Source organism: Citrobacter sp. CF971 (assembly GCF_006385635.1).
In the GTDB taxonomy this organism is placed as follows: Bacteria; Pseudomonadota; Gammaproteobacteria; order Enterobacterales; family Enterobacteriaceae; genus Citrobacter; species Citrobacter freundii.
The window spans coordinates 782,398-800,312 of the sequence record NZ_CP041051.1 but is presented as its reverse complement, the minus strand read 5'-3'; the positions used below and the strand labels follow the sequence as shown (position 1 = coordinate 800,312).

21 protein-coding genes and 3 tRNA genes are annotated in these 17,915 nt (G+C 51.1%); 12 read left to right on the top strand and 12 right to left on the bottom strand.

What is annotated here, in order from left to right; all coding sequences use genetic code 11:
• Positions 1–5 precede the first annotated feature (5 nt).
• The 8 genes from E6P06_RS07345 to holD all read right to left on the bottom strand — a co-directional run bounded on the left by E6P06_RS07345 (position 6) and on the right by holD (position 6,394).
• Positions 6–782: a metal-dependent hydrolase gene (locus tag E6P06_RS07345; RefSeq protein ID WP_139935081.1), complete on the bottom strand. Its 777-nt coding sequence runs from the start codon at positions 780–782 to the stop codon at positions 6–8.
• Positions 779–1,852 carry a patatin family protein gene (locus tag E6P06_RS07340; protein ID WP_003019052.1) on the bottom strand — a complete coding sequence of 358 codons (1,074 nt, stop codon included), beginning with the start codon at positions 1,850–1,852 and terminating at the stop codon, positions 779–781. Before E6P06_RS07340 ends, E6P06_RS07345 begins: the two co-directional genes overlap by 4 nt.
• A gap of 121 nt (positions 1,853–1,973) precedes the next feature.
• The gene (locus tag E6P06_RS07335) at positions 1,974–2,135 is read right to left on the bottom strand and encodes a DUF1328 domain-containing protein (RefSeq protein ID WP_003019081.1); all 162 of its coding nucleotides are present in this window, start codon (positions 2,133–2,135) and stop codon (positions 1,974–1,976) included.
• Positions 2,136–2,262: 127 nt separating this feature from the next.
• The gene (gene osmY, locus E6P06_RS07330) at positions 2,263–2,880 is read right to left on the bottom strand and encodes a molecular chaperone OsmY (protein WP_003837258.1); all 618 of its coding nucleotides are present in this window, start codon (positions 2,878–2,880) and stop codon (positions 2,263–2,265) included.
• Between the two features lie 308 nt (positions 2,881–3,188).
• Positions 3,189–4,778: a peptide chain release factor 3 gene (gene prfC / locus E6P06_RS07325; protein WP_139935080.1), complete on the bottom strand. Its 1,590-nt coding sequence runs from the start codon at positions 4,776–4,778 to the stop codon at positions 3,189–3,191.
• A 92-nt stretch (positions 4,779–4,870) separates the two neighbouring features.
• Positions 4,871–5,551, bottom strand: a complete 681-nt coding sequence (yjjG, locus tag E6P06_RS07320; protein WP_003019088.1) for a pyrimidine 5'-nucleotidase — start codon at positions 5,549–5,551, stop codon at positions 4,871–4,873.
• A 14-nt stretch (positions 5,552–5,565) separates the two neighbouring features.
• Complete coding sequence (gene rimI, locus E6P06_RS07315) at positions 5,566–6,012, bottom strand: ribosomal protein S18-alanine N-acetyltransferase (RefSeq protein ID WP_003019092.1); 447 nt, start codon at positions 6,010–6,012, stop codon at positions 5,566–5,568.
• Positions 5,981–6,394 (bottom strand): DNA polymerase III subunit psi, encoded by a 414-nt coding sequence (gene holD, locus E6P06_RS07310; RefSeq protein WP_003837254.1) that lies wholly within the window; start codon positions 6,392–6,394, stop codon positions 5,981–5,983. The genes rimI and holD overlap by 32 nt, the downstream gene beginning before the upstream one ends.
• Before the next feature lie 103 nt (positions 6,395–6,497).
• Here holD and rsmC point away from each other — a divergent pair, with 103 nt between their 5' ends.
• From rsmC to E6P06_RS07290, 4 genes are all read left to right on the top strand, one after another.
• Complete coding sequence (gene rsmC / locus E6P06_RS07305; protein ID WP_139935079.1) at positions 6,498–7,529, top strand: 16S rRNA (guanine(1207)-N(2))-methyltransferase RsmC; 1,032 nt, start codon at positions 6,498–6,500, stop codon at positions 7,527–7,529.
• 221 nt (positions 7,530–7,750) lie between these two features.
• A tRNA-Leu gene (locus E6P06_RS07300) sits at positions 7,751–7,837 on the top strand.
• A 28-nt stretch (positions 7,838–7,865) separates the two neighbouring features.
• A tRNA-Leu gene (locus tag E6P06_RS07295) sits at positions 7,866–7,951 on the top strand.
• A gap of 32 nt (positions 7,952–7,983) precedes the next feature.
• Positions 7,984–8,069 (top strand) — tRNA-Leu (locus E6P06_RS07290).
• 40 nt (positions 8,070–8,109) lie between these two features.
• Here E6P06_RS07290 and E6P06_RS07285 read toward each other — a convergent pair.
• Complete coding sequence (locus tag E6P06_RS07285; RefSeq protein ID WP_003845617.1) at positions 8,110–8,346, bottom strand: DUF1435 domain-containing protein; 237 nt, start codon at positions 8,344–8,346, stop codon at positions 8,110–8,112.
• A gap of 255 nt (positions 8,347–8,601) precedes the next feature.
• On the opposite strand from E6P06_RS07285, the gene E6P06_RS07280 reads away from it, so the two are divergent.
• Positions 8,602–9,678: a diguanylate cyclase gene (locus E6P06_RS07280; protein WP_003845616.1), complete on the top strand. Its 1,077-nt coding sequence runs from the start codon at positions 8,602–8,604 to the stop codon at positions 9,676–9,678.
• A 108-nt stretch (positions 9,679–9,786) separates the two neighbouring features.
• Positions 9,787–10,575 carry a siderophore-iron reductase FhuF gene (gene fhuF / locus E6P06_RS07275; RefSeq protein WP_139935078.1) on the top strand — a complete coding sequence of 263 codons (789 nt, stop codon included), beginning with the start codon at positions 9,787–9,789 and terminating at the stop codon, positions 10,573–10,575.
• Positions 10,576–10,604: 29 nt separating this feature from the next.
• Here fhuF and E6P06_RS07270 read toward each other — a convergent pair whose 3' ends face one another.
• The gene (locus E6P06_RS07270) at positions 10,605–11,948 is read right to left on the bottom strand and encodes a PTS cellobiose transporter subunit IIC (RefSeq protein WP_003829998.1); all 1,344 of its coding nucleotides are present in this window, start codon (positions 11,946–11,948) and stop codon (positions 10,605–10,607) included.
• A 366-nt stretch (positions 11,949–12,314) separates the two neighbouring features.
• Here E6P06_RS07270 and E6P06_RS07265 point away from each other — a divergent pair, with 366 nt between their 5' ends.
• Entirely contained in the window at positions 12,315–12,773 is a 459-nt protein-coding gene (locus E6P06_RS07265) for a YbaK/EbsC family protein (protein WP_003019114.1), read from the top strand.
• A 57-nt stretch (positions 12,774–12,830) separates the two neighbouring features.
• Here E6P06_RS07265 and bglJ read toward each other — a convergent pair whose 3' ends face one another.
• Positions 12,831–13,508 carry a DNA-binding transcriptional activator BglJ gene (gene bglJ, locus E6P06_RS07260; RefSeq protein ID WP_048216856.1) on the bottom strand — a complete coding sequence of 226 codons (678 nt, stop codon included), beginning with the start codon at positions 13,506–13,508 and terminating at the stop codon, positions 12,831–12,833.
• On the bottom strand, positions 13,469–14,194 hold the full coding sequence (locus tag E6P06_RS07255) for a response regulator transcription factor (protein WP_003837239.1): 726 nt from the start codon (positions 14,192–14,194) through the stop codon (positions 13,469–13,471). The genes bglJ and E6P06_RS07255 overlap by 40 nt, the downstream gene beginning before the upstream one ends.
• Positions 14,195–14,656: 462 nt before the next feature.
• Here E6P06_RS07255 and E6P06_RS07250 point away from each other — a divergent pair, with 462 nt between their 5' ends.
• The 5 genes from E6P06_RS07250 (at position 14,657) to E6P06_RS07230 (ending at position 17,862) form a co-directional block, all read left to right on the top strand.
• On the top strand, positions 14,657–15,433 hold the full coding sequence (locus E6P06_RS07250; RefSeq protein WP_103849259.1) for a threonine/serine exporter ThrE family protein: 777 nt from the start codon (positions 14,657–14,659) through the stop codon (positions 15,431–15,433).
• The gene (locus E6P06_RS07245; RefSeq protein WP_003019127.1) at positions 15,424–15,897 is read left to right on the top strand and encodes a threonine/serine exporter; all 474 of its coding nucleotides are present in this window, start codon (positions 15,424–15,426) and stop codon (positions 15,895–15,897) included. The genes E6P06_RS07250 and E6P06_RS07245 overlap by 10 nt, the downstream gene beginning before the upstream one ends.
• 123 nt (positions 15,898–16,020) lie before the next feature.
• The gene (dnaT, locus tag E6P06_RS07240; RefSeq protein ID WP_003019130.1) at positions 16,021–16,560 is read left to right on the top strand and encodes a primosomal protein DnaT; all 540 of its coding nucleotides are present in this window, start codon (positions 16,021–16,023) and stop codon (positions 16,558–16,560) included.
• Between the two features lie 2 nt (positions 16,561–16,562).
• Positions 16,563–17,300 carry a DNA replication protein DnaC gene (gene dnaC / locus E6P06_RS07235; RefSeq protein WP_003019133.1) on the top strand — a complete coding sequence of 246 codons (738 nt, stop codon included), beginning with the start codon at positions 16,563–16,565 and terminating at the stop codon, positions 17,298–17,300.
• A 70-nt stretch (positions 17,301–17,370) separates the two neighbouring features.
• Positions 17,371–17,862 (top strand): DUF2501 domain-containing protein, encoded by a 492-nt coding sequence (locus E6P06_RS07230; RefSeq protein WP_049016543.1) that lies wholly within the window; start codon positions 17,371–17,373, stop codon positions 17,860–17,862.
• Positions 17,863–17,915 lie beyond the last annotated feature (53 nt).

Sequence of the window (17,915 nt, the reverse complement as noted above, 5' to 3'; positions counted from 1 at the left end):
GGAATTCAAAAATCAAACAACGCCGTGGTATTACGATACAGCGCGTCAGCGATCACGTCCGCAGGTTCCGGGCGCAGTTCGCATAAGACGTCAAAGACTCTGACTACCTGCTCAGGGCGATTAGGCTGCCCCTGAAAGCCGTTGAGCGGCATATCCGGCGCGTCGGTTTCCAGCAACAGCGACTCGAGCGGCAACTGCGCCATTACCTCGCGGGTTTTACTGGCGCGCGGATAGGTAATGGTGCCGCCCACGCCAATTTTGTATCCCAGTTGCACAAAGCGTTCGGCCTGCTGCACGCTCCCGGAAAACCCATGCACCACGCCTGTTCGTGGCAAAGCATGGCGTTTAAGGTACATCGCCAGCTTGTCATGCGTGCGTCGCGAATGCAGGATCACCGGCAGTTCGTACCGCTTCGCCAGCTTAAGTTGCGCTTCCAGCACCCGCTCTTGCTTGTCGAATTGCGGAACGTCGCGATACAGATCCAATCCAATCTCACCTACCGCCACCAGCTTTTGTGGGCGCTTATCCAGCACCTGTTGCAACTGGTCCAGGCAGTCATCACTATGTTGTTCAATAACAATGGGATGTAGACCAAGCGCGGCAAATAATGGAGGATGATTTTCCGCTAACGCCAGTACACGGGAAAAATTCGCCGCCTGGGTGGCCGGAACGATAATGCTTTGTACACCAACCTCCGCCGCGCGCTGAATGCTGGCAGGTTCATCGCCGGTAAACGGCGGGAAATCAAAGTGACAGTGCGTATCGATAAAACGAAAACTCACGCCAAATCCTCATTATTAAACGTTGTATCGTTGGCCTGAGGCGCATTGGCCACCACCGGCGCGTGGGCATCGTTGGCCACCGGCGCGGGAGGAACCACCACCGGTCCCGGCACCACAATCTTCGGCGTCTGACGAGGCAGCGGCACGTTTTTCCCCAGCAGTTTGCCGACGGTAGCGAGGAAGTAACGACCGCACAGGCGTCCGGTTTTGTAATCTTCCCGCAAGGCCGGAATACGGCTTCCCAACGCCATGCTGTGGAGCGGTTTGGGCGGGTAGATCTCAAAGATACGCAGCTTGCCCGGCGGTTTCTCAATAAAGCTCTGAATCGCGCGATAGGTGGCTTCATGGTGCTGCACCAGATTCAACAGTGGTTGCAGGCTGCTTTCACCCAGCCAGCGTTCCATACGCTTGAACCACTGCGGGGTGTAGTACATTTGCGAAGGCACAGTGCGGATAACCACCAGCGTTTTCGCACCCTGCTTCGCCGCTTCCTGCACGGGAATGGCGTCGCTGACGCCCCCATCCAGGTAATTCACGCCGTCCAGCGCAACCCCTGTGCGGTAGAACCCGGGAATCGCGCTGGAGGCACGAATAAGATCGAGCCAGTTTTGCCGGTTCGGCGAAAAATAGCCCGGCGTGTAGTCATCACCCCGACAGGCGCACATATAAAACGCTTTCCCCGCGGCAAACAAGCGCTCAGCGTTGTCCATCGCCAGCGGCATTTGGGACGAGGTCGAATCCACCAGCCAGTCGAGATCGATTAAGTTTCCCCCGCGCACAAAGCGCACAGGGTCAAAAAACTCACGTCGGGTAGTGTAACGCATGATGACTTTACGACCGTAACCGGGCTGGTTACAGAGATAAGCTGAAAGGTTTTGCGCACCAGCGGACGTCCCGTAGAAGAGATCAAAGGGATTGAACTGCGCGCGCATGAATTCATCCAGTACGCCTGCGGTGAAGATGCCTCTTTGTCCCCCGCCCTCGCACACCAGCGCCATACTGCCTGGTTGAAACGGACGTAACGATAACGGCGCGATATTACCGAGCGTGACGGGTATTCTCTGCCCCACCTCTGCCTTCCTGTTGTTTTTGTAATAGGACAACAAAGTAACGCAAATTGCCTACAGCTAAAACCGTAAAAGCCAGTCCGCTGGACTGGCTCAGTAGCAAGTTATCTTTACGGTTTACGTACTAGGGTCGTTTACGCCCGGTGAACAGGCTGACCAGAAACAGAATGATACCCACCACAAAAACAATTTTCGCTGCGCCTGCAGCGGTACCCGCCAGTCCACCAAAACCCAGTGCAGCGGCAATTAACGCGATAACCAGAAATATGATGCCCCATCGAAACATATGCTTCTCCTTTACCATAGTTAATTTCACCGCTTGATATGAGCGCTCAGGCTACCCATCGGCGATATTTTCAGTGTGGTGCACAATACGCCTCCCGACAAACGTCAGGAGGGCGAATTAAGTCTAATTAGTGAGTTTTGAGATCGTTTTTGACGCTTTTCACGCCATCAATCGCTTTGGCGATGCTCTCAGCGCGATCGCTTTGAGCTTGTGAATCGACAGAGCCTGAAAGTTGCACAACGCCATCGGTGGTCTCAACTTTCACCTTGCGTGAAGGGACAATATCATCGGCCAGCAGCTTGGCTTTTACTTCACTGGTGATTGCCGTATCGCCCGCATAGCCTTTAACGGAGGTTTCTTTACTATCACGCACGTGCAGTTTGTCGCTAACGGAGGTCACACCCTCAACGCCTTTCGCCACTTTCACCGCTTCTTCAGCCTGCGCCTGGCTTTCAACAAAGCCGCTTAGCGTTACTACTTTCTGATCGGTCTTGACGGAAATATCGGTGCTCTTAATGCTATCGTGGTCCACCAGCGCGGCTTTTACTTTCGCGGTGATGGTGCTGTCATCCATGAAATTACCGACTTTGTTCATAGAGCTATCGACTTTCTGCCCCGCACTTTCGACGCCGGATTGCGCTTTATCCGTCGTGGCGTTTTCTGCATAAGCAGAACCCGTTGCAACAGCGGAGGTCAGCATCACGGCCAGCAGCGTTTTAGAAATCTTAAGTCCTGTCATTGTCATCGATGTATTCCTGTATGTTTTGCTAAAAGCCAGGCTCTGCCGTTACACGGCCTGAACCAGCAACTAATTTTGTAAGTGGAATAAATATCAGCAATAGAAGCTGCAACAGGCAGCCTAAAAAGCATTTAACGCCGATATTTATGTCATCACATTGTTAAATATAGTTCAGGATTTCGTGATCGCTGCCCGAGTTGACTAAAAAACAGGCAAACAAAAGAAAAACACGAAGTTTTAAGAACATTCCGCAAGGGATTTAAAAGACAGGGAAAGTTGCAGGGCACGGCGGATACCGTGCCCTGGAAGGTCGATTAGTGTTCGCGTGTTTTACGGAACTGAACGCCCGGATAACGTTCCTGGGTGAGATTCAGGTTAACCATGGTTGGCGCGATATAGGTGAGGTTATCGCCGCCATCCAGCGCCAGCTGAATTTCGTTCTTACGCTTAAATTCTTCGAATTTCTTCACGTCAGAACATTCTACCCAGCGTGCAGTCGCCACATTGACGGATTCATAAATCGCTTCAACGTTGTACTCGCTCTTCAGACGTGAAACCACCACGTCAAACTGCAGCACACCCACCGCACCGACGATCAGATCGTTGTTGGCGATCGGACGGAATACCTGCACGGCACCCTCTTCTGAAAGCTGAACCAGCCCTTTCAGCAGCTGTTTCTGCTTCAATGGATCCTTCAGGCGAATACGACGGAACAGCTCCGGCGCGAAGTTCGGAATACCGGTGAACTTCATCATTTCGCCTTGGGTAAAGGTATCGCCGATCTGGATTGTGCCGTGGTTATGCAGGCCGAGAATATCGCCCGGATACGCTTCTTCCACATGAGAACGGTCACCGGCCATAAAGGTGAGTGCGTCGGAGATCACCACGTCTTTACCAATGCGCACCTGGCGCATTTTCATGCCTTTCTCATACTTGCCGGATACCACACGCATGAACGCCACACGGTCACGGTGTTTCGGGTCCATGTTGGCCTGAATTTTAAACACGAAACCGGTGAACTTCTCTTCTGAGGCTTCGACGACGCGGGTGTCGGTTTTACGCGGCATCGGCGCAGGCGCCCACTCCACTAAGCCATCCAGCATATGGTCAACGCCGAAGTTACCCAACGCGGTACCGAAGAAGACCGGGGTGATTTCGCCCGCAAGGAACAACTCATGGTCGAACTCGTTGGACGCGCCCTGCACCAGCTCCAGCTCGTCACGCAGCTGCTGCGCCAGGTCTTCACCCACGGCAGTATCAAGTTCCGGGTTGTTAAGACCTTTAACAACACGCACTTCCTGAATGGTGTGGCCTTTACCGGTCTGATACAGGTAAGTTTCATCTTTATAAAGGTGGTAGACACCTTTGAACAACTTACCGCAGCCAATCGGCCAGGTGATCGGCGCACAGCCGATTTTCAGTTCGTTCTCAACTTCATCCAGCAGCTCCATCGGATCGCGGATGTCACGGTCGAGTTTGTTCATAAAGGTCAGGATCGGCGTATCGCGCAGACGGGTAACTTCCATCAGCTTACGGGTACGATCTTCAACGCCTTTTGCAGCATCGATAACCATCAGACAGCAGTCCACCGCCGTCAGAGTACGATAGGTATCTTCGGAGAAGTCTTCGTGCCCCGGGGTGTCCAGCAGGTTCACCAGGCAATCATGATACGGAAACTGCATCACAGAGGTGGTAATGGAGATACCACGTTGCTTTTCCATTTCCATCCAGTCAGATTTTGCATGCTGGCTGGAGCCACGGCCTTTTACCGTACCGGCGGTCTGAATGGCCTGTCCGAATAACAGTACCTTTTCAGTAATTGTCGTTTTACCGGCATCCGGGTGAGAAATAATGGCAAAAGTGCGGCGTTTGGCCACCTCTTGCAAATAAGGAGACAACGTCATAGTCAAATCTTCTTAGGTAAGCACGGCAACGGGCCGGGCAAGTTGAATACGAAAAATTGCGGCTATTTTACCCATCAACGGGGGGGAGGCAATCAGTGTTTACACAGGAGCTGCTCCAGTTCGCTTAATGACGCTACGGTCCAGGTCGGCTGAATGCCCGCTGGCTGCTCGCGGTGGTGCGTATTTAGCCAGCAGGTGGATAGCCCGGCGTTAATGCCGCCAAGAATATCGGACTCTGCGGTGTCACCCACCATTAGCACGCGAGAACGGTCAGGATTGCCCGCCTGCTCCAGCGCATGGTCAAAAATACGGGAATCAGGTTTTGCCACCCCAACCTGCTCAGAAATCACCAGCAGATCGAAATAATCGCGCAGCCCCGTCCGCTCAAGGCGGATTTGCTGCAACGCGGTAAAGCCGTTAGTAATGATGCCGATTTTCGCTTTATCACGAATCGCATTGAGCAGAGAAACCGCCCCCGGCAACGGCGAGCAGATCTCCGCCATCGCATTGATGAATGCATCATTAAGCTGGCCCGGTTCAACCTTCAGGCGTTCGGCCCAGCTCTGAAAACGGGCATGCTGCAGTTGTAATGAGGTAATCGCGCCGTTTTGGTAATCCACCCACAGCGGTTTATTCACGGCCTGGTAGTCCTGAAAATCTTCAGCGGTAAAGGTAATGCTATAGTCGAGAAACATCCGCTGTAAGCCGGTAAACGAGTCAAATGTAAACAGCGTTTCGTCGGCATCAAAGAAAATCCAGTCCCACTTCTTCATCATTACACCTTGTCTTACATGCTGATTGGCAACGCCATGATGATGGCGTCTTCGTGACCATCAGCCGTTGGATAGTAGTTGCGACGGATCGTCGCCTCGTTAAAGCCTAAGCTTTCGTACAGCGCGATAGCGGCCGCATTCGAGGCGCGCACTTCAAGCCACAGCGTCAAAATGCCACGCTTTTCCAGCTCATCGATCAAATGCTCCAACAGCTCACGCCCCAGCCCACGGCGCTGAAAGTCAGGATCGACGGCAATATTGAACAGCGTAGCTTCATCCAGCACGACCTGCGTAATCGCAAAAGCCGCCATCACGTCATCAACCCTCAACTGAAAATTGAGATAGCGATCGCCCTGGTTGCTGGCAAATGTTTTTTCACTCCACGGAAAAGCGTGGGCGCGTTTTTCAATATGAAATGCTGCGGGTAAATCAGTCGGTTCGAGGGAAGAAATCGTGTTCATATGCGCAGATTTGTTGCCATAACGCGGCGCGTGCCGCTGGGTTTTCCCGTAATTCATTAAACGCAGGACTCTCGACCTGAGCGCCCTCCAGCAGCAGCGGCTCTTCGGTTCCCAGCCGCCAGCTATTACAGCGACTGCCTTGCGGCAGCATGGCGACACGGTCAGGCGTCAGTTGTAAAACCTGATCCGGGCTGACGGTTAATGCGCGTAAAATATCGCTCATCAATGGTTCGGTTAGCGCGGGTAACTGTGCAGCAACCATCACCAAACGGACATGCGCAGGAATGGAAATCGCGATCTCGCCCTGCAGTGCGCCAGGACGACGCAACGACCACTGCGTAATGCCCAGTTGCTGTAACTGCCAGTCTCGTCGGGATGTCATAGCGAAACACTCCTGTCTATCAGGGGCGCAAATATAGCAAATTTGTCGAATCCGTGCCATCAAACAACTATAATCCCCCGCTGTACAATTTAAGGAGCATTCCATGTCTGCTTTTACCCCGGCAAGTGAAGTCTTGCTGCGCCACAGTGATGATTTCGAACAAAGCCGTATTCTGTTTGCCGGTGATTTGCAGGATGACCTGCCTGCCCATTTTGAAAGCGCCGCCAGCCGAGCGCACACTCAGCAACTTCACCACTGGCAGGTGCTTAACCGCCAGATGGGCGACAACGTCCGCTTCAGCCTCATCGCGCAGGCCGATGACGTTGCCGATAGCGATACGCTGATCTACTACTGGCCGAAGAATAAGCCGGAAGCCCAGTTCCAGTTGATGAACATTCTGTCGCTGTTACCGGTTGGCACCGATATTTTTGTTGTCGGTGAGAATCGCAGCGGCGTACGTAGCGCAGAGCAGATGCTGGCCGAATACTCACCGTTAAACAAAGTCGACAGCGCACGTCGCTGTGGCCTGTACCACGGTCGTCTGGAAAAACAGCCGGTCTTTGATGCAGAAAAATACTGGGATGAATACCAGACAGAAAATCTGACCATCAAAACGCTGCCGGGCGTCTTCAGCCGTGACGGCCTGGATGTTGGCAGCCAACTGCTGCTCTCCACGCTGACGACGCACACCAAAGGCAAAGTGCTGGATGTCGGCTGTGGCGCAGGCGTTCTCTCCGTCGCCTTGGCCAGCCACTCGCCGAAAGTGCGCTTAACCCTGTGCGATGTTAGCGCCGCCGCCGTTGAAGCAAGCCGCGCAACGCTTGCAGCCAATGGCATTGAAGGTGACGTCATCGCCAGTAACGTCTTTTCTGACGTAACGGGCCGATTTGATATGATCATCTCCAACCCACCGTTCCACGACGGAATGCAGACCAGCCTTGATGCCGCGCAAACGCTGATTCGCGGCGCCGTGCGTCATCTGAACAGTGGCGGTGAACTGCGTATCGTGGCAAACGCCTTCCTGCCTTATCCGAAGGTTCTGGATGAAGTGTTTGGCTTCCACGAAGTTATCGCGCAGACCGGGCGCTTCAAGGTCTATCGCACCATCATGACGCGCCAGGCGAAAAAAGCCTAACCGCTGTAGGCCAGATAAGGCGTTTACGCCGCCATCTGGCGTGACACCGAGCAACGCCGGATGGCGCTATCGCTTATCCGGCCTGCATAAAACGCCAAAGCCGAAGAAACGCCTTTTTTTTCGGCAATCACGTTAAGTTCGATAATTAACAGTTGACGCCCTGCATAAAATCTCTAGAATTCGCCTCCGTGGTAACGATACTTTTTGAGTGTCGATGGTATGCGAAGGTGGCGGAATTGGTAGACGCGCTAGCTTCAGGTGTTAGTGTCCTTTCGGACGTGGGGGTTCAAGTCCCCCCCCTCGCACCATAATCCACGTTGATATTGCTCGCACTGGGCGAAGGTGGCGGAATTGGTAGACGCGCTAGCTTCAGGTGTTAGTGTCCTTAGGATGTGGGGGTTCGAGTCCCCCCCCTCGCACCAACGAGGCGATATCAAACAAATAAGATGACTGTGCGAAGGTGGCGGAATTGGTAGACGCGCTAGCTTCAGGTGTTAGTGTCCTTAGGATGTGGGGGTTCGAGTCCCCCCCCTCGCACCAATTATCTTATTTCCCTCTCGATTTCCTTCTCTAGTTTTGTTCATCCCTGATTCCAGTTCATTATTACCAGAACAATGCCACCAATCAGCGCCGCGCATGAAGGTAACAAAACAAAGTGACGTAAACGCTTGTGGTACAACATGAGCGAAGTCAGTAGTAATCCTAATACAATCATCACCTTCCATACGTAGACCGACAGGTCGCTATATGCCATCCCGGCAATCAGCATTCCCGGCAGCAGAACACCCCATCCACTGCCCAGCGTACGTTGCAACATGATTCCACCTATGACACTGATAATGATAACCAATATCATATGATAAAATTTCTCATTTGTCAGCCGTGAAGCACTATCAATTATATGAGTTTTACTTAACGATTGATGACATGAATAACCCAAGGTGATAAATTGCTCACCGGTTAGCTCTTCAACTAAAAACAATAAAAACCTCTGCGAATGATACCCCGTTCGTTATTTGTTTTATTTACCAACACACCTTCGTACATTGCAGATAACTAACAATATTTACCTATGACAGTACAATCCTGGCGAACTCTGCGCACCAAAAAATACCAACTCTCTTTACGACTGTTTCTGCTGCTCAACGCAGTCTCCGCGCTGTTTACGCTTTTTTTCCCACTGTTTGCGGTCAAAGCCTTATCAGTATCGGCGTTGCTGATACTGGTGATGAGTACACTGCTGCTGGTATGGCATGGGAAATACGCAGATAAAAGAATTAATCTCCCTTTTATTTCAATCGTTTTTGGCTTGTTATGGGCGTTACACATATTATTGAAATATAATGCTTTAGGTCAGAATGATTATTATTTCCTGTTAATAGCGCTTCTCAGCGTACTGTTTATTGGCTCTATCGCTTTTGCCAATAATATCATCGCGTTTACGCTCCACTCACTCCCCTCCGTCGCCGTTTGTTTATGGCTTAACGGCAGCGAGCATGGTTTGCGGATTTTCTATTTTATGGCGCTGCCTATGGCCGGTATCGCCATCCAGCATGTGATACAAAAGCGCTACGATGGGTTCGCTCAGCAACTGATGTACAAACTGCTGGAAGAACGAGAAACCCTGAACGGGCTCAGCATGCTCGACCCGCTAACCGGTTTGTATAATCGTCGGGGGCTGCAACACCGGCTCGATACGCTGTTGGCCCTAAGTAATTCGAGACACTTCGTTCTGCTGCTAGATATCGACCATTTCAAATCCTATAACGATCATTACGGACATATGATGGGCGACCAGGCGTTGATCCGTGTTTCTGCCGCCATCCGAGACTCCGTCCGCTCCAGGGATGTGGTGGCGCGTTTTGGCGGTGAAGAGTTTATGATTTTGCTGACCGCAGTCGATCCACAGCAGGCCCAGGCTGCCGCCGAACGTATCCGCCAGAAAGTGTACGACCTTAAAATCCCTCACATGTTTAATGAGAGCGTGGCAACCAACGTAACCGTCAGTATCGGCATTGCACCTCTGGTCGAACAGGATATTGATGCTGCTATTGCCAAAGCGGATAAAGCCCTTTACGAGGCCAAGAATCTTGGGCGTAACAATACTCTGGTCAGCGATGAGCTACGGGTAAACTGCCCTTCTACCTGAGCTTTCTGTGCGGTGCCACCCGAGATGGCGACAAAGATCTTGCTATCGCCTAACACCAATTATAGGATTAGCAATCATTATCATTAAGATTAACATCCTTATATCGACATGGCTTATCGTTCCGCACCGATCGTTGAAGATGTCATCTGGCGTAGCCATCTCCCCTCAGAGATGCCCTCGCTGGCTGCTGCCGTACGCGCAACGATAGCCAAAACTCGCGAGCACTTGCTGGACTTCATTCGTCTTGACGAAACGCCTGTGCCAGGTGCAATGACGCTGCATGAATGGACGCAACCGACGACGCTAAGTTCATTGCTCGCTGTTTATTCAGACCATATCTATCGCAACCAGCCCACGCTGCCCCGCGAAAATAAGCCCCTGATATCTCTTTGGGCGCAATGGTATATCGGCCTGATGATGCCTCCGTTAATGGTGGCCCTGCTGACGCAAAAAGAGGCTATAGACGTCTCTCCTGAACACATGCACGTAGAATTCCACGAAACGGGCCGAGCAGCCTGCTTCTGGATCGATGTCCATCAGGATCATCTGGCTACAGCACTGTCTCCTCAACAACGCATGGAAACACTGATTCTCTCAGCGCTAACGCCGGTTGTGCAGGCGCTGGAAGCAACGGGTGAGATCAACGCAAAGCTTATCTGGAGCAACACCGGATACTTAATTCACTGGTATTTAACGGAAATGAAGCCGTTGTTAGGTGAAGAACTGCTGACCACGCTGCGCCAGACCTGCTTTTTTGAGAAACAACTTTCCTGCTGTCAGGATAATCCTTTATGGCGTACCGTTGTTCCGCGTGAAGGGCTGTTAGTGCGCAGAACCTGCTGCCAACGCTATCGCCTGCCTGACGTTCAGCAATGCGGAGACTGCACGCTGAAGTAAGCGAGGAGCCGTAGCCCCTCGCCAGATATTTATGCAACCTGCTGGTTTTCCTCTTCCATACGCTGCGCTTCTTCTTTTTCCTGCGCTAATAGCTGCTTTTCGTAGACCTTAAAGAACGGGAAGTAGATAACGGCCGATACCAGCGCCAACAGCACCACCAGGATAGCCGCACGATAATCCCAACCTAACGCCCATGCGGCGCCAACCGGTGCTGGGGCCGTCCAGGGAACTACTGAAATTACCCGCCCAATTAAATCCAGTTTCATCGCCGCCCACGCCAGTACCGCATTCACCATCGGAGCCAGCAGGAAGGGGATAAAAAACACCGGGTTCATGACAATCGGCGTACCGAATATCACCGGTTCGTTAATATTAAAAATGCTGGGGACCACGCTCAGACGCCCAATCGAGCGTAGATGAGCGGAACGACTCCGCAGATAGCAAATCACCAACCCCATCGTCGCGCCGGAACCACCAACCACAATGAAGAATGTCCAGAACGCTTCCATAAAGATATGCGGCAACGGCGCACCCTGCGCCAGCGCCGACTGGTTCATCCCGAGATTGGTGAGCCAGAACATTTGCAGCATTCCCGACACAATAGCCGCGCCGTGAATACCGGCAAACCACAGCAGATGGCCGATCAATACCGCCAGCAGGATCGCTGGGAGAGAATCTGCAGCCGACACCAGTGGTTTGAAAATGGCCATAATGGCCTGCGGGATCAGCATGTCAAACTGCGACTGTATCACCAGGCTTAGCGGGTACAACGTTAGCACCACCACCAGCACCGGGATCAGCAGATCGAAAGAGTTTTTGATCATCGGCGGCACCTGATCGGGTAAACGGATGCCAATGTTGTGCGCCTTCAGGAAGCGCATCATTTCAACGCAGTAAATGGCTACCAGGATGGCGGTGAAAATCCCCGTTCCTCCCAGACTATCAACCGGCATCGTGCCTTTGGTTTTTGGCGCGGCAATCAGCAAAAAAGCCATGATTGATAGCATCGCACACATAAACGGATCTAACTGATGCGACTTCACATAGTGCTTGCCCAGGTTATAAGCAATAGCCGCACATATGTAGACCGACATGATCCCCATCGTCATATCAAACGGTGTGAGGATTTGGCCTTCAAACTGTTTTGCCAAATCCAGCCACGCACGGGCGAATCCCCAGGTGGTATCGGGAGAAAACGGCGGATAGGCAAAAACCAGCAGAAAAGAGCCTACAATCATAAAAGGCATCGCCGAAATAAAACCGTCACGAATAGCCATGACATGACGTTGTGAAGAGATGCGCCCGGCAACAGGGCTAACATAGTTTTCAACAAAGCGGAAAATCACGTTAAACACAGCATGGTTAGTAGACATAGCCGTTCTCCCGTTGTGCAAAACCTTGCAACCGTGTTGGCATCAACACCACCACGTAAATCCCATTACCACTTTTCGCAACCGTGCCGGGGGGAACACCAGCACTACCGCTATTCGAGTTAAGTTTCATAGATGGCTCTTATTATGTGATACAGAGGAAGTGACAACTTCAGTATTAATCGTCATTTCAGCATTCTGCAACCGGTTACTGTAACCGGTTTCTTTGATTGTGAAGACGATCGAAAAACTGCTAATGTTGCTATATTGTTACAATAAAATATTTACAGTGCGGTTGCCCCTATGACAAATTACATCCTGCATGTTTTCTGCTGTGCAGGGTTATCTGTAAGCGATAGGGAGAGAAGAATGAGTTTGCAATCAGTACGTCAATTCCTGGCGCAACATGCACCAGATATTGAGATTATCGAATTAGATCAGAGCACAGCAACCGTTGATCTGGCAGCAAAAGCCCATAACGTTGAACCTGGCCAGATAGCGAAAACACTTTCGCTAAAGGTGAAGAACGACATCATCCTGGTCGTGGCAAAAGGTGATGCCCGACTGGATAATAAAAAGCTAAAGAGTACGTTCGGTGCCAAAGCCCGTATGTTGAGTAGCGATGAGGTCGTGAGCGCGACGGGGCATCCCGTTGGCGGCGTTTGCCCCTTCGGATTAGAAACACCGATTTCAGTGTACTGTGATGTTTCTCTGAAGCACTACGCTGAAGTGTTGCCTGCCGCAGGTGCCATCCACAGCGCGGTTCGCATCACGCCTGAGAGGATGGCTGAACTGACTTCTGCCACCTGGGTTGACGTGTGTCAGTAATGCTTCACGCGCCAAATCGGCGACCAAACCCGGCACAAAGCACGTCAACGTTGCCTGTCACGAAGCCGCCTGCATAAAAGGCGCTGGCTCGCCAGCACGCAGGTACAGCAGGATATCGGCAGCATCCAGTAACCCGGCATCTGAGCTTACTCCCAGTTTGGACATCACATTAAATTTGTGTGCCCGAATGGTTTTAATGTTCCGTTCAAGCTGAGCGGCAATCTGCGGCATCGAATAGCCATTTGACATAAAGCGCAGTATTTCTCGTTCTGTCGGACTGAGCATGCGGCTTTGATTAATATACCAATGGTTTTTCGTGCTTTCGGTTCCTCGGCTTGGGCAGCTTAACGCCGTAAATAAAGCGTCCTGTAGCACCGTTAATGAAGAAGCTTTACTCACAACGCCATCCAGCGGCAAGGGGGACAAGGAGCCAATTAAACGCGCTTCAGCGTCATCATCGGCAATCACCACACGGCGAATCCGTGGAAAATTTATCGCCAGTTCCGTTAAATAGGCCAACCCAGCTCTGCGATCGCTTCTGATTGCAGAGAGAGAAAAAATAACTGCCGAAAACGACATCTTTAACATTGCCTGACTAAAAGTGGGCTGGCTAGAAAAGAGATGAAGTTTATATTGGTCATCTGGCATGGTATTAAATAAACTATTAATACCTACACTGCTCATTGTACACTTTTCTACCAGTGCAACGTTTCTTTTGATGATTCTGCTTTCCATTCCGTGGTTTCTCCATAAACTGAAGGTAAATTAAGTTCTCGCGATCCTTGAGAACTATTTATCCAGGCATACATTTCTGCATTGCTATTTATCGACAAGCGACGCATAGCGCTATTCTTTTGGGCACTGATTGTTTTATTGCTTTTCTTCAGCAACATCGCAATCTGATTAATTCCCCAGCCTTTCCCAAGGAGGCGCAGCACTTTCCTTTCAGAGAGAGTGAGGACTATTGAGCGCGCGCTATGATCTAACAATTGCGGCATGGCAGGTGGAGAAAGTAGTGTCTTACTTATTCTTTCTGCTCGCGCATTTCCTGCGTGAATGACGCTCACTAAACTTTCTATCGGCTCTGCATCAGAGAGCAGCGAACTGACAGGACACATCAGTAGCTCAATAGCCAAAGGATAAAAAATACGAGAGACGAGAAAGACCCAGTGAATATCACGGTATTGAGATAATAAAGAATAATATTGTTCGCAGACTGAACGAGGATAATTGCAGTCTCCAGTTAAATCAGCAATCACCAAATCAGCGTACCGTAGTTGTAATAATGTTAGTTCTTCAACAGAACAACAGTATGTAAGTTCGTAATCGGCAAACTGCGCCTGTATTATACCTTTAAGCCCGGTCTGTATAATCGGTGATTTACTAATAATAATTGCGTTTTTGCAGCGTCCTTGCAACATATCCCCTCCACACTCACCAGTCCGTAATCGTACTTAATTCAGTTCTCCCGAATAAATTAATAGCCATTAATTCACGGGAAAATACTCCGAACAATAAACGGGATGAATTGCTTATCCTTGGCGTTTATTAAAATAAAAGTATTGGCACTACAATCCAGATAAAGCCAAACTGTCAAGCTATTATTACATGATTACGCATAAATACGTTATTTGTAAAATTAAAATAACTACAATAGATCGTTAGCATGGCTTATGTATTTGCCATCCGGGTAAATAACGCTACATTACAGTCATGCGCCCTCTCATACCTCGGCGAGTGGGGAGTGTTAATATGCCATAACCGTATCGTCGGTGTCTTTTTTCGACACAAAGATTGATCTTAGCCAGAGCCAGCGGGCTCATGCTTCATGATAAAAGTAAACATTCGTCACTCAAAGAGATCCTTTTCAGTCAGAGCGAACCATGCAAACAGAGCAGTCGTCACAGCGAACGGTTACACGGTTATGTATTCAATGCGGTCTTTTTTTACTTCAGCATGGGGCAGAAAGCGCGCTGGTTGACGAGCTATCCACCCGCCTCGGGCTGGCACTTGGCATGGATAGTGTAGAAAGCGCTATCTCCTCTAACGCTATCGTCCTGACCACCATTAAAGACGGGCAATGCCTGACATCAACGCGAAAAAATCAGGATCGCGGCATTAATATGCACGTCGTGACGGAAGTGCAGCACATTGTCATTTTGGCGGAACATAAACTGCTGGATGTTAAAGGCGTAGAGAAACGCTTTAGCCAGATTAAACCACTGCGCTATCCAAGATGGCTGGTCGCCCTGATGGTCGGTTTATCCTGCGCCTGTTTTTGTAAACTCAATAACGGCGGATGGGATGGTGCGGTGATCACCTTTCTTGCCAGCATGGTGGCGATGTATATCCGCCAGATACTGGCATCCCGGCATTTGCATCCGCAAATCAATTTTTGCATCACCGCCTTTGTGGCGACCACCATTTCAGGTTTGCTGCTGACGTTGCCGACCTTTAGCAATACTCCGACTATCGCTATGGCCGCCAGCGTGCTACTGCTGGTTCCGGGCTTTCCGTTGATCAACTCCGTCGCGGATATGTTTAAGGGACACATTAATACCGGACTCGCTCGCTGGGCTATTGCCAGTCTGCTTACGTTGGCGACCTGTATTGGCGTGATCGTGTCGATGACCTTATGGGGGCTGCGCGGATGGGCGTGATCGATTTCATACTGGCGCTAATGCAGGATATGATCCTGTCGGCGATCCCGGCGCTTGGCTTTGCCATGGTATTCAATGTCCCCCATCGGGCGCTCCCATGGTGCGCATTACTCGGTGCACTCGGTCACGGCTCACGAATGGTGATGATGACCGCAGGGTTTAATATTGAATGGTCAACATTTATGGCGTCGCTGCTGGTCGGCTGCATTGGGATCCAGTGGTCGCGCTGGTATCTGGCGCATCCGAAAGTCTTCACCGTCGCGGCAGTGATCCCCATGTTTCCCGGGATCTCCGCCTACACCGCCATGATCTCAGCAGTAAAAATCGGCCATTTCGGTTACAGCGAAGTGCTGATGATTACCCTGCTGACCAACTTCCTGAAAGCCTCATCGATTGTCGGTGCGCTCTCCATCGGTCTGTCCGTGCCAGGATTATGGCTGTATCGCAAACGTCCACGCGTTTAACGGTGCACTTTCTTTAATACCGTGCAGAGAGGGGAATCTCCCCTCACCTGCTGCTCTCCTTCTTCTCTGTGTTACTATAAAAGCAGTCCCCTTCTCGGTTGTTGTTCAGTATTGAGAAACATTATGCCCTGCAAAATTTTGACGCCAGACGTCACGAGCATTGACGCCTTATTACACGATCACCACGCTGTGCTGGCCAAGTCTGCGGGTGGCGCCGTAGCCGTATTCGCTAACAATGCACCAGCGTTTTACGCGGTGACGCCTGCGAGACTGGCTGAGCTGTTGGCGCTTGAGGAGAAACTGTCACGCCCGGGAAGCGATGTGACATTGGATGATCAATTTTATGAAGAGCCGCAAACCGCTCCCGTTGCCGTGCCAATGGGGAAATTTGCGATGTACGCTGCCTGGCAGCCTGATGCCGACTTTCAGCGTCAGGCCGCTTTATGGGGCGTAGCGTTGCGAGAGCCGGTTACTGCTGAAGAACTGGCCTCATTTGTTGCCTACTGGCAGGCTGAAGGCAAAGTCTTTCACCATATTCAGTGGCAGCAAAAACTGGCGCGCAGCATTCAGATTGGACGGGCCAGCAATGGCGGAATGCCAAAGCGCGATGTGAACAGCGTCAGTGAACCTGACAGCCACATTCCACCGGGTTTTAGAGGATAACGATGAAAAACGTTGGCGACCTGATGAAACGTCTGCAAAAAATGATGCCACCTAATGTCGAGCCCGCCTTTAAAACGGGCGAGGAGCTGCTGGCATGGCAAAAAGAGCAAGGTGAAATTCGTGCCGCAGCGCTGGCCCGCGAAAACCGGGCCATGAAAATGCAGCGCACATTCAACCGATCCGGTATCCGTCCGCTGCATCAGAACTGTTCGTTCGAAAACTATCGGGTAGAGTGCGAAGGTCAGATGAACGCCCTGAGCAAAGCCCGCCAATACGTTGAAGAGTTTGACGGCAACATCGCCAGCTTTATCTTCTCCGGCAAACCCGGCACCGGCAAAAACCATCTGGCCGCCGCCATCTGCAACGAACTGCTATTGCGCGGCAAGTCGGTACTGATCATTACCGTGGCCGATATCATGTCGGCGATGAAAGAAACGTTCAGCAATCGTGAAACCAGCGAAGAACAGCTGCTCAACGATCTGAGCAATGTGGATCTGCTGGTGATCGACGAGATCGGCATGCAGACCGAATCCCGCTATGAAAAAGTGATTATTAATCAAATTGTCGATCGCCGTTCATCCTCAAAACGTCCGACCGGCATGTTAACTAACAGCAATATGGATGAAATGAACAAGCTGTTGGGCGAGCGCGTGATGGATCGTATGCGCCTTGGCAACAGTCTGTGGGTCATTTTTAACTGGGAAAGCTACCGTAGTCGGGTCACCGGTAAAGAGTATTAACGTATTAGGACCACTCCTAAGACTGCCAGCGCTATACTGCGCTGAAAAGGCATAACACGAGTTGCATATAATGATGAAAACTACCAAACGTCTGCTGTGCTGTGCGCTTGCCGCCAGCACGCTCATCTCCACCAGCGTTTTCGCCGCCTCCTGGCAGGATTCGCTCTCCAGCGCGGCCAGTGAGCTGAGCAAACAAAACTCCGGCTCGCAAAGCAGCTCGTCGCTCTCTTCCCTGACCAGCCTGCTGAATGGCAGCAATCAGTCGTTGACCTCCAGCAGCATGAATAACGCCGCCGGGATCCTGGAATATTGCGCGAAACAGAAGCTGGCCTCGGTCACCGACACGCAAAACGTCAAAAACCAGGTGCTGGATAAACTGGGGCTCAGTGCTCCTGAGCAGAAGCAAGACACCAACTATATGGACGGGATTCAGGGTCTGCTCAACGCCAAAGATGGTCAACAGCTGGACCTGAACACGATTGGCAACAGCTCGCTGGCGAAGCAGGTTAAAACCAAGGCCTGCGATCTGGTGTTAAAACAGGGCATGAACTTCATTTCCTGACGCACGACATGCCGCGTATAACCTGCGCGGCATCTATTTTTTACCCCATTACA

Excerpts from the sequence above, each read along its gene's own strand:
- E6P06_RS07280 (WP_003845616.1), top strand. The coding sequence starts at position 8,602 with ATGACAGTACAATCCTGGCGAACTCTGCGCACCAAAAAATACCAACTC.
- rsmC (WP_139935079.1), top strand. The coding sequence starts at position 6,498 with ATGTCTGCTTTTACCCCGGCAAGTGAAGTCTTGCTGCGCCACAGTGAT.
- fhuF (WP_139935078.1), top strand. The coding sequence starts at position 9,787 with ATGGCTTATCGTTCCGCACCGATCGTTGAAGATGTCATCTGGCGTAGC.
- E6P06_RS07255 (WP_003837239.1), bottom strand. The coding sequence starts at position 14,194 with ATGTTGCAAGGACGCTGCAAAAACGCAATTATTATTAGTAAATCACCG.
- E6P06_RS07245 (WP_003019127.1), top strand. The coding sequence starts at position 15,424 with ATGGGCGTGATCGATTTCATACTGGCGCTAATGCAGGATATGATCCTG.
- dnaT (WP_003019130.1), top strand. The coding sequence starts at position 16,021 with ATGCCCTGCAAAATTTTGACGCCAGACGTCACGAGCATTGACGCCTTA.
- holD (WP_003837254.1), bottom strand. The coding sequence starts at position 6,394 with ATGACATCCCGACGAGACTGGCAGTTACAGCAACTGGGCATTACGCAG.
- prfC (WP_139935080.1), bottom strand. The coding sequence starts at position 4,778 with ATGACGTTGTCTCCTTATTTGCAAGAGGTGGCCAAACGCCGCACTTTT.
- bglJ (WP_048216856.1), bottom strand. The coding sequence starts at position 13,508 with ATGGAAAGCAGAATCATCAAAAGAAACGTTGCACTGGTAGAAAAGTGT.
- osmY (WP_003837258.1), bottom strand. The coding sequence starts at position 2,880 with ATGACAATGACAGGACTTAAGATTTCTAAAACGCTGCTGGCCGTGATG.
- E6P06_RS07285 (WP_003845617.1), bottom strand. The coding sequence starts at position 8,346 with ATGTTGCAACGTACGCTGGGCAGTGGATGGGGTGTTCTGCTGCCGGGA.
- E6P06_RS07250 (WP_103849259.1), top strand. The coding sequence starts at position 14,657 with ATGCAAACAGAGCAGTCGTCACAGCGAACGGTTACACGGTTATGTATT.
- yjjG (WP_003019088.1), bottom strand. The coding sequence starts at position 5,551 with ATGAAGAAGTGGGACTGGATTTTCTTTGATGCCGACGAAACGCTGTTT.
- E6P06_RS07270 (WP_003829998.1), bottom strand. The coding sequence starts at position 11,948 with ATGTCTACTAACCATGCTGTGTTTAACGTGATTTTCCGCTTTGTTGAA.
- E6P06_RS07335 (WP_003019081.1), bottom strand. The coding sequence starts at position 2,135 with ATGTTTCGATGGGGCATCATATTTCTGGTTATCGCGTTAATTGCCGCT.
- E6P06_RS07265 (WP_003019114.1), top strand. The coding sequence starts at position 12,315 with ATGAGTTTGCAATCAGTACGTCAATTCCTGGCGCAACATGCACCAGAT.
- E6P06_RS07230 (WP_049016543.1), top strand. The coding sequence starts at position 17,371 with ATGATGAAAACTACCAAACGTCTGCTGTGCTGTGCGCTTGCCGCCAGC.
- dnaC (WP_003019133.1), top strand. The coding sequence starts at position 16,563 with ATGAAAAACGTTGGCGACCTGATGAAACGTCTGCAAAAAATGATGCCA.
- rimI (WP_003019092.1), bottom strand. The coding sequence starts at position 6,012 with ATGAACACGATTTCTTCCCTCGAACCGACTGATTTACCCGCAGCATTT.